The sequence below is a fragment of the uncultured Campylobacter sp. genome (assembly GCF_938045465.1).
GTDB lineage: Bacteria > Campylobacterota > Campylobacteria > Campylobacterales > Campylobacteraceae > Campylobacter_B.
In genome coordinates this window covers 1-9,335 of sequence record NZ_CALIBF010000042.1, presented here as the reverse complement: position 1 = coordinate 9,335, position 9,335 = coordinate 1, and the positions used below count along the sequence as shown (strand labels likewise).

At 46.9% G+C, this 9,335-nt stretch carries 10 protein-coding genes; 8 read left to right on the top strand and 2 right to left on the bottom strand.

Translation table 11 applies throughout. The features are described from left to right. The 4 genes from Q0413_RS02380 to Q0413_RS02365 form a co-directional block, all read left to right on the top strand. Positions 1–603: transglutaminase-like domain-containing protein (locus Q0413_RS02380; RefSeq protein ID WP_298986930.1), on the top strand; the 603-nt coding region annotated here is incomplete at its 5' end. Between the two features lie 425 nt (positions 604–1,028). Continuing rightward, on the top strand, positions 1,029–1,430 hold the full coding sequence (locus Q0413_RS02375) for an aryl sulfotransferase (RefSeq protein ID WP_297943396.1): 402 nt from the start codon (positions 1,029–1,031) through the stop codon (positions 1,428–1,430). After that, positions 1,423–1,683, top strand: a complete 261-nt coding sequence (locus Q0413_RS02370) for a cation transporter (RefSeq protein WP_297943394.1) — start codon at positions 1,423–1,425, stop codon at positions 1,681–1,683. Before Q0413_RS02375 ends, Q0413_RS02370 begins: the two co-directional genes overlap by 8 nt. A gap of 236 nt (positions 1,684–1,919) precedes the next feature. Further along, a complete protein-coding gene (locus Q0413_RS02365) occupies positions 1,920–3,197 on the top strand; it encodes a M20/M25/M40 family metallo-hydrolase (protein WP_298986927.1) in 1,278 nt (425 codons plus the stop codon). 571 nt (positions 3,198–3,768) lie between these two features. On the opposite strand, the gene nth is transcribed toward Q0413_RS02365, so the two are convergent. Continuing rightward, positions 3,769–4,404 carry an endonuclease III gene (nth, locus tag Q0413_RS02360; protein ID WP_298756822.1) on the bottom strand — a complete coding sequence of 212 codons (636 nt, stop codon included), beginning with the start codon at positions 4,402–4,404 and terminating at the stop codon, positions 3,769–3,771. A 105-nt stretch (positions 4,405–4,509) separates the two neighbouring features. Here nth and Q0413_RS02355 point away from each other — a divergent pair, with 105 nt between their 5' ends. Genes Q0413_RS02355 through Q0413_RS02340 form a run of 4 tightly spaced genes read left to right on the top strand, consistent with a single transcriptional unit; the run spans position 4,510 to position 8,698 of the window. Then, positions 4,510–5,319 carry a peptidyl-prolyl cis-trans isomerase gene (locus Q0413_RS02355; protein WP_297924405.1) on the top strand — a complete coding sequence of 270 codons (810 nt, stop codon included), beginning with the start codon at positions 4,510–4,512 and terminating at the stop codon, positions 5,317–5,319. Between the two features lie 14 nt (positions 5,320–5,333). Further along, positions 5,334–6,398, top strand: a complete 1,065-nt coding sequence (gene fbaA / locus Q0413_RS02350) for a class II fructose-bisphosphate aldolase (protein ID WP_298986924.1) — start codon at positions 5,334–5,336, stop codon at positions 6,396–6,398. A gap of 1 nt (position 6,399) precedes the next feature. Then, positions 6,400–7,689, top strand: a complete 1,290-nt coding sequence (locus Q0413_RS02345) for a MotA/TolQ/ExbB proton channel family protein (protein WP_298986922.1) — start codon at positions 6,400–6,402, stop codon at positions 7,687–7,689. Continuing rightward, positions 7,676–8,698, top strand: coding sequence for an OmpA family protein (locus tag Q0413_RS02340; protein WP_298986920.1), 1,023 nt, complete (start codon positions 7,676–7,678; stop codon positions 8,696–8,698). Before Q0413_RS02345 ends, Q0413_RS02340 begins: the two co-directional genes overlap by 14 nt. Before the next feature lie 332 nt (positions 8,699–9,030). Here the strand turns inward: Q0413_RS02340 and Q0413_RS02335 are convergent. Next, positions 9,031–9,335: tetratricopeptide repeat protein (locus Q0413_RS02335; protein WP_298986919.1), on the bottom strand; the 305-nt coding region annotated here is incomplete at its 5' end.

The following is a 9,335-nucleotide window of genomic DNA, read 5'->3' as shown; positions in this document are numbered from 1 at the left end:
ATCAAGGGTGATCTGGAAAAGGCGCGCGCGATTTATACGTGGGTGGCAAACACTATGCAGCGCGATAACAGCGTGCTAGGCTGCGGGCTAGGGGACGTGAAGCAAATTTTAAGTAGCGGCAAGCTAAGCGGCAAATGCACCGACATAAATAGCGTTTTCGTCGCACTTTGCCGCGCACAGGGCATCGCCGCAAGAGAGATGTTTGGTATCCGCGTCGGCGCGTCAAGATTTAGCGCTCAAATGGGCGCCGCGCCTAAAGACGGCGTCAGCCATATCTCGGGCGCGCAGCACTGCAGGGCGGAATTTTATCTAAAAGGCCACGGCTGGATCCCGGTCGATCCTGCGGACGTTACAAAGGTGCGATTGGGCGAGAAGCTAAGCAATGACGACAGCAAGCTCGCTAAAATCCGCGAGTATTTATTCGGCAACTGGGAGATGTGCTGGATCGGCTTTAACTACGGCAGAGACTTCACGCTAAGCCCGCGCCCAGCGCAGTTTCCGATCAATAATTTTGGCTATCCTTACGGCGAAGTGGACGGCAACACGCTTAATTACTACTCGCCGAAAGATTTCAGCTACGATTACAGATCGAAGGAACTGTAGCGGTTCGCGTTTTGCTATGCGGCACGTCGAACTACTTGAGCTTTTTGAGTGGGCATGTAGAGGGACTTTCGGCTAGGCGATTTTGAAGCGGATACATAAAGGCACGCCTGATCTGCGTGCTGCCGTTCCTAATTTGACTATGCGCGCTGGGGCGCGTAAAAGCGCGCCTTGTTTTAGCGCTATTTTTTAGAATTTTTTAGAATTTTGCGAGCGACATGGCGGCGAAATTTTGAAATTTTAAAGCGAGCAAAATTTTGAAATTTTTCGGCGCGAAATTTTAAAATTTACGGCTTGCGGAATTTAAAATTTCGCCTCTTTGCCACTCTGTGCGAAATTTGGTAGCGGTAAAATTTGCAGATAAAATTCCACGCCTAAAGCCGACGAGGGTGCGACAAGATTATTAAGATTATACTTAAAGGCAAAATTTGAAAACCAAACTAGAAAATTCCGCGCAAGAAACCTCGGTGCAAAAGCGGGAAAATCCTGGCAAAAATTGCTTCTGTGCGCGCAGTCTGTGGCTGATATTCGCCGCGATTTTTAGCGCGATTGCCGCGACATTTTGTTGCCTACCCGCGCTCTTATTTTTGATTTTCGGCGCGAGCTTTTCCATTTTTTCAGGCGCGGAGGCGCTGGAAGGTTACCGCGCGCCACTCTCTGTGCTAGCGCTTTTTTGCTTCGCGCTTTCTGCATTTTTCTTTTTCAAAAAGCCGCGCGCATGCTCGCTGCAAAGCGGGCGCAAAAAATGGATTCTGATCTACGCGCTCTTAGGAGCCTTGCTTGCCTTTATGCTTACATATCCCGAAATTTTAGGAGGGCTTTATGCGTAAAATTTTGTTTTTGATGTTTGGATTTATGGCGCTTTTTGCCGACAAAGAGGTTAAAATTTACGTGGAAAAAATCCACTGCCCGCTCTGTACTACGATCGTGCGAAAGGCGCTTTTGCAAACGCCAGGCGTGATAAACGCGAAGGTTTCGCAGCAGAGCAAAACAGCAACCGTCGTAGCAAAGGATGATACAAACGAGACCGCGATGCTTGAGGAAATCGCTAAAACGGGCTATGAAGGCGTAATCGTAAAATAAAAATCCCCGGCAAAATTCTGACTAAATTTTAAATAAAATTCTTGCTAAATTTCGGTAAAATTCATGCGATTTTGCATAAAATTTCATTTTGCGCAGCTTGCCTGCAGCGTAAGCTAGCGCGATTGAAATTCTGCGCGTATTTTGCGGAAGCGCTATGTCGGCGCTGTCGCGTTTAAATTTAGCGGTATGTGTCGCCGCAGATACGCCGCGCTAAAGTAAATTCAAAAGGAGCAAACATGCAAAAAAATGAGGTTATGAATGATTTTAAAAAGCTGTGCGAGATACCGCACTGCAGCTGCGAAACGGAGCAGATGAGGGAGTTTTTGGCGGATTTTGCGCGCTCTCAGGGCTTTAGCGTGGACGTCGATGAGGCGGGCAACATCCACGCCGTAAAGGGCGAGCCTAAAATCTGCCTACAAAGCCACTACGACATGGTTTGCGTGGGCGCGGCGCCGAATTTAGAGCTCATCGAAGAGAACGGCATCCTAAGAGCCAAAAACTCGACTCTAGGCGCTGACGACGGCATTGGCGTGGCGATGATGATGGGCGCAATGAGGGAGTTTGCGAACCTAGAGTGTCTATTTACCAACGACGAAGAGGTCGGGCTCGTGGGCGCAAACGCCTTTAATGGTAAAATTCTATCGCCAAATTTACTAAATTTAGACAGCGAAGAGGACGACCGCGTGACGCTGGGATGCGCCGGCGGCATAAACGTGAGCGCAAAAATCGGCGCCGTGAGCGTCAAAAAGAGCGGTAAAATTTACGAGATTGGCGTCACCGGGCTTAGCGGCGGGCACTCGGGCAACGAGATACATAAAAATATCCCAAACGCGACCAAGCTGCTGGCGAAATTCCTCGCCGAGGAGGGCTGCGAGCTCATCAGCCTAGATTTTGGCGAGAGGAGTAACTCGATCCCCGCAAACGCCGTGTGTAAGGCTCTGTGCGCGCATGAGCCGGCGCAGCGCGGCCTAGCGTGGGTAAAAAGCCTGGGCGATGGCGAAGCGAACGTGCTGGTAAATAGTGGCAAAATTTTGGCGCTCATCAACTCCTTTGCCCAGGGCGTGCGCAGCTACGACACGCAGCTTGGCATGGTAAACGAAAGCATAAATCTCTCGACCGTTAAGCAAAAAGAGGGCGTGATCGAGTTTGACTTTTTTGGACGCGCGATGAAGCGAGAGGGGCTCGAAAATCTGGGCTTTGAGACTAGCACTCTAGCTAGCGCGCTAGGCTTTGATGTGAGAGTAGCCGACCGCTCGGCGAACTGGGCGCCTTGCATCAGCGACTTCGCGCATCTCGTGCTTGAAGAACTGCAAAAACAAAAGCCGCAGGCAAAATTTGTTGCCGTGCACGCAGGCCTTGAGTGCGGCGTACTGGTCGCAAAACAGCCCGAGCTGCAAGCCTGCTCCATAGGACCTAATATCCACTCGCCACACTCCGTGAATGAGCACTGTGAGATAGCGTCGGTGGAGATGATGGCGGAAGTGGTGAGAAATATAATCGCTAGGCTTCAGTAGCTTGAAACGGCTTGTCTTTTTCCTTTATACGTCGTTGGAAACTCGGTCGGCTTCGGTCACGTATTGCGTATACGCTCCCTCGCCTCCGTCGTTTCCGCCTAGTCTAAAGAAAAAATACTTCGCCTTTAAAATTTAACGGCGGTTTCTCTTTTGAGCGTCTTTATAGAAATTACGCTTGCGGCGTCGCTACGTTGGTTTTGAAAGAAATTTGAAAATTTTAATCTGCGACGGACTTTATTCCTAGTCTTGATTAAAATTTTCTGCACAACTTTCAAAATCATCTCGCGATGCTTCGCCTTTAAAATTCTTGTGACGGCTTGTCTCTTGTTGCCCCATGCTTCGTTGGATTTAAATTTTTAATCGGTCACTACCAACTAGGTAACTCCCGCCCTTAAATTTTAAATCTGCCTCGTTGAGAACAAAAATACTTCGCCTTAGCTTCTTGCATTACAAATTTGATTTTAAAATTTGCAGCGATTTTTATAAAATACAGATCATAATAAACACAGCTACCAAGAATCAAAATTTTAAAATTTCGTCAAATTTAAGCTCGCATTTGCAGGCTAAAATTTTACGGGAAATTCTTATCCTTGCTGCTGCACAGCTCGTTTAAAAAGCACTCCTTGCAGTTTGGCTTGATCGCCTTACAGGTGTAGCGTCCAAAAAGCACCATGCCTTGGTGCAGCTTGCCGAGGTCTGTTTTAAAAGCCTCGCTCAGATCGCGCTCCGTAAGCTCGGGCGTCTTTGCACGGCTCAGCCCCAGGCGATGCGCGACGCGAAAGACGTGCGTATCCACCGCCATTACGTTTGCGCCCGCGCCCTCTAAAAGCACGACGTGAGCGGTCTTTTGCCCCACGCCCGCAAGAGATTTTAGCCCCGCTTCATCAAGCGGCACGACGCCGTCAAAGTCGCGAACCACCGCCTGCGCCATTTTGATTAAATTTACCGCTTTGTTGTTGTAGAAATTGCACGAGCTAATTAGCAGCTTTACGCTTGCCAGATTAGCCTTTGCAAGCTCTGCAACGCTTGGGAATTCTGCAAAAAAGCGCGGCGTGATCAAATTTACCCGCTTGTCGGTACACTGCGCGCTAAGCATCACGCAGACCAAAAGCTGATAGGTGTCTTTAAATTTCAACTCACTGCGCTCTTCCGCGAAGTTTTGCAGAATTCTCTTTTTTATCTCTAAAATATCTTTTTTACTTCTCATTTACATTTCCTCAAGGCGGAATTCTACCCTAAAATTCTAAAGTACAGTTTGATTGTTAACAACTTTGAGTTATAATCGCCGTTAAAATTTTTTTAAGGAATTATAATGAAAAAAGTTTTATTTACAGCACTTAGTTTGGCTGCCGCTATCAGCCTTAACGCTACCGTTTACGCTACCGTAAATGGCAAAGACGTAACCGAAAAAGAGCTTGCTCCGCTACTTCAAGGCATAGGCAATGTAGATATCGCCGCTCTTAATGCAGAGCAAAAAAAGGAGCTTATCGATAAAGGCATCGATCTGATGCTGCTAACGGATGAAGCTAAAAAATCGGGCGTTATGGACGAAGACGTTTATAAAAAAGAGCTTGAAATCGTAAAAGATAACTTAGCGCTTCGTGTATGGCAGGCTAAAGAAGCCAGCAAAATAAATATTGATGATAAAGAAATAGCTGATTTTTATAACAAAAACAAAGCGCGCTTTACCGAGCCTGCGAGAATCAAAGCGGCTCAGATCGTCGTTAAAACCGAAGCTGAGGCAAACGATATTATTAAGCAGTTAAAAGGGCTTAGCGACAGTGCACTATTTACTAAATTTGCAGAGCTTGCCAAAGCTAAATCTATCGATCCGCAGGCTAAACAAACCGGCGGCGAGCTAGGCTGGATGCCTAGCGATCAGGTCAAGCCTTTTGCCGATGCGATCTCTAAGATAAAAGATGGTCAAATCACTACTAAAGCGATTAGAAGCAGGGTCGGATATCACGTCGTGTTAAAAGAGGAGTCTCAAGCTAAAAAGCAGTTAAGTCAAAGCGAGGCAAAGCCTTTTATTGAGCGCGTGCTTAGACAGCAAAAAGCGGCGAAAGTAGTCGAGCAAAAAGCGGCAGATCTTCACAAAAACGCTAAAATCGAGTATAAATAATATAGGAGCTAAAAATGGGCGTTTTAGATATAGTAAAACCGGGCGTTTTAAGCGGCGATGACGTAAGTAAGGTCTATGCGTATGCGAAGCAGCAGGGCTTTGCGATCCCTGCGGTAAACGTAGTGGGGAGCAACTCCATAAACGCCGTCTTGGAAAGCGCTAAAATCGCAAATTCGCCCGTAATAATTCAGTTTAGCAACGGCGGCGCGGCGTTTTACGCAGGCGCTACTTGCCCTAATGCCGCAGTTTTAGGCGCTATCGCAGGCGCGCATCAAGTGCATGCTCTGGCAGCTCATTATGGGGTTGCGGTGATTTTGCATACCGATCATGCCGCAAGGAAGCTGCTTCCGTGGATCGACGAGCTCATCAAGGCCAACGCCGCGAATAAAAAAGCTCACGGCGTGCCACTTTTTAGCTCGCACATGCTCGATCTTAGCGAGGATGATTTGGAGTTAAATTTAGCGACCTGCGAGAAGTATTTGGAAATTTTAAGCGATCTTGGAATTTCGCTTGAGATCGAGCTTGGCGTCACGGGCGGCGAAGAGGATGGTGTCGATAATACCGGCGTCGATAACGCGCGGCTTTACACCCAGCCCGCAGATGTCGCGCTCGCCTATGAGCGACTAAGCAAAATCAGCGATAGATTCAGCATTGCAGCGAGCTTTGGCAACGTCCACGGCGTGTATAAGCCGGGCAATGTTGTGCTGAGACCTGAAATTTTAAAAAATTCACAAAAATTCGTCCGCGAAAAATTTAATCTGCAATCCGAAAAGCCTGTAAATTTCGTCTTTCACGGCGGCAGCGGCAGCGAGACCTCCGACATCAAGGCAGCCGTAAGCTACGGCGTGGTAAAGATGAATATCGACACTGACACGCAATGGGCGTTTTGGGACGGCGTGCGTGCTTATGAGGCCAAAAATCGCGGCTATTTGCAGGCTCAAATCGGCAATCCGGAAGGTGAGGATAAACCGAATAAAAAATTCTACGATCCTCGCAAGTGGCTAAGAGCAGGCGAGCAGAGTATGGTGGCGCGCTTGCAAGTCGCATTTGACAATCTAAATTGCCTAAATAGGAACTAATATGGATCGCCCAAATAACGAAGTGCTCGATATCACGCTACCTGAGGCGAAGGAGCGCTCGCTAGCGGGCGTTTTTTTTAAGATCGCAGCTCTGCCGATCGCGGTTTTTGTGGTGTTTTTGCTGGGCTATTTGGGGCTTATCGGGCTGAAGGTAGAGACGCACTCGATCCTAATGCTTGCGGTTTTGCTCATTATTGCACTAATTTTAGCTCGTCATAATGCAGAATATGGCTGCTTAGATTTTCAAAATAATATTGATGATTTCAAGCGCGAGCTAAAGAATTACATCGTCGCCAATCTCCTAAGCATTGGTGGTAAGAAAAAATCAGATGCCAGCTTTGATCTTTTTGTGGACGAATACGGCTACTCGCTGCGTAATCAAAACTACGCTTCCGTCGCATCGGCAGTCTTTCCGATGCTTGGAATTTTAGGAACTTTCATCTCGATTGCGATTTCGATGCCGCACTTCTCCTCAAGCAATATCGATGGGCTCGAAACCGAGATCGCGCAGCTTCTAGGCGGCGTGGGCACAGCGTTTTACGTCTCGATCTATGGAATTTTCTTAGCGCTTTGGTGGATATATTTTGAGAAAAAAGGCATTAGCAAATATGAGCGTCTGCTCATCAAATACAAAAATTCCACTAAAAATTTTTTCTGGAACAAAGACGAAATAACACAGGGTTATCTGAGTGAAATTTTAAACGCTAATTCTGAAATTTCGCGCTCATTTGCGATGATGAGCTCTACGAATTTTACCGAAAGACTAAACCGCCTAATCGATGAAAAAATCGGCGCTTTTGAAAGCGTGATGGAAGCCGAGAAGCGAAGTATGGCGATTACACAAGAAGAGCTTGAAAAAGCAGGAGAGATGGTCCAAAGGACAAATCTCGCTCACGGCGAGTTAGATAAGAGCTTCGCTCAAATTTTATCTGCGCTCAAGTCCGTGTCTGCAAGCCTAATCGAAATTCAAAACGGAATTTCCGCGCAGTATCTAAGCCAGTCTAAGACTTTAACGGACGGGCAAGGCGAGCTGGCTAACATTACGAGTGCATTAAGCGCTCAAATCAAGAGCTTAAATGCCTCCTTGGGCGGGTTTGCGGGCGAAATTTCAAGTTCACAGAATGCTTATGCTGCTAAAATTGACGCTAGCTTTAAGGGGCTAAGCGCGGATTTGAAGGCACTTTTAGCTGGAGAGGGCGCTGCGCGAACGAGCAACGAAAGCATCATCGAAGAGCTTCGTAAAACGCTTGCGAGCATCGATGAAAAAGCACTTTTAGATGAAAACGAATAACGAAGAAAAAGAGACCTTTTGGATCGCGTACGCCGATTTGATGGCGGGACTACTTTTTGTTTTCGTGCTTTTAGTAGGCGGCATCATCGTCAAATACTTCCTCACGCAAAGCAACCTGCAGGAGAAAGAAAGCCAAATTTCAAGCGCCCTAGCAAGCCTTCAAAGCCAGGAGAAAAAAAGCGCCGAGCTTGAGGCGCTGAATAAAATTTTTAGCGACCAGCTCGAGAAACTAAATATCGAAAATACCGATCTTCGCAAGCAAAATTCCATCTACTTCATACAGATCGAAGATCTAACCGAGATGGCGGAGAAGCTGAAAAAAGAAAATTTAGACATAAACTCGCTTTTGCAAAAAGCGCGCGACGACGCCAACGCTACGATCAGCCAGAACGAACTTAAAATCGCCTTTTTGCTCGATCAGCTCACGCAGAAGGAGAGCGATTTTAATAAAATTTTACAGGACCTCAACGTCACGAAAAACCGCATCCGCAATCTCACCGGAATGAAGGTCAAGATCATCGCCGATCTGAAGGAGAAGCTGGGCGGCAAGATCCGCATCGACAACGAAAGCGGCGCGATGACACTAAGCTCGTCAATCCTTTTCGACAAGGGCTCAAGCGAGCTGAAAGAGGGCGCCAAAGAGGCGCTCCGCTCGACGCTACAGAGCTATTTTGCCGCGCTTTTGAATAACGATGAAATTCGCGAAAATTTAGATCAGATCATCATCGAGGGGCACACGGACAGCGACGGCGGGTATTTGTACAACCTCGAGCTCTCGCAAAACAGGGCGTTTGCCGTGATGGATTTCATCAACTCGTGGAATAAGGACGAGCGGCTGCAAAAATATCTCATCGCCAGCGGTCGCAGCTACACGCAGCCCGTGATGCGCAGAGGCGTCGAGGACAAGGACGCCAGCCGCCGCATCGAGATCAAATTTACCCTTTCAAACAAAGAGGCGATGGAGGAGATCAGGAAATTTTTGCAGTTCGACGCGAATGCTACGAATTAGCGACTCGCTCTTAATGGCTCGCTCGAAATTTTAATCCCCAAAAAAGAGGGCTTAAAATTTTAAAATTCTTAAAGAATTAACGTCTCATCTGAAATTTCAACGGCGGCGGAACGCATCCTTTTATTTTGGCGCAAATATCGTATTTGGCGGCTTGCTAAATTTTACGCACCGCTTACACAGCATCTACCGCAGCGGAATGGGTTTAAATTTTAAACCCGCGTCTTTTGCCGCGCTTTTAGCGCTGCCCTGCGGATGATATAGTCTAAATTTAGACCTTTAAATTTAAGCCGCAAATTTAAGCAGGCTTACGGGCGGCTTAAAATTTAAACGGATTAAAATCCTAGCTCATTTAGCTTTCTATATCCGTCACAACCGGCTTTGGATCCTAAATCGCAAGCCTTATTTAAATATTTTTTTGCAGTATTCGCGTCCTGCCCCACGCCTTTGCCATAGAAATATAAAACTCCGAGATTATAACAGCTGTCGCCAAATCCCAAGTCGCAAGCCTCAGAATATAATTCGTTTGCTTTTTTATAATCTTGATTCACACCCTTACCTAAATTATATAAAACACCCATATTGTAGCATCCTTTGGCCATTCCTAAATTGCAAGCTTGAGAATATAATTCGAACGCTT

What these genes read in the sequence shown, in the direction of transcription:
- Q0413_RS02370 (WP_297943394.1), top strand. Translation starts at nt 1,423, where the DNA reads ATGCGTAAAATTTTGTTTTTGATGTTTGGATTTATGGCGCTTTTTGCC.
- Q0413_RS02365 (WP_298986927.1), top strand. Translation starts at nt 1,920, where the DNA reads ATGCAAAAAAATGAGGTTATGAATGATTTTAAAAAGCTGTGCGAGATA.
- nth (WP_298756822.1), bottom strand. Translation starts at nt 4,404, where the DNA reads ATGAGAAGTAAAAAAGATATTTTAGAGATAAAAAAGAGAATTCTGCAA.
- Q0413_RS02355 (WP_297924405.1), top strand. Translation starts at nt 4,510, where the DNA reads ATGAAAAAAGTTTTATTTACAGCACTTAGTTTGGCTGCCGCTATCAGC.
- fbaA (WP_298986924.1), top strand. Translation starts at nt 5,334, where the DNA reads ATGGGCGTTTTAGATATAGTAAAACCGGGCGTTTTAAGCGGCGATGAC.
- Q0413_RS02345 (WP_298986922.1), top strand. Translation starts at nt 6,400, where the DNA reads ATGGATCGCCCAAATAACGAAGTGCTCGATATCACGCTACCTGAGGCG.
- Q0413_RS02340 (WP_298986920.1), top strand. Translation starts at nt 7,676, where the DNA reads ATGAAAACGAATAACGAAGAAAAAGAGACCTTTTGGATCGCGTACGCC.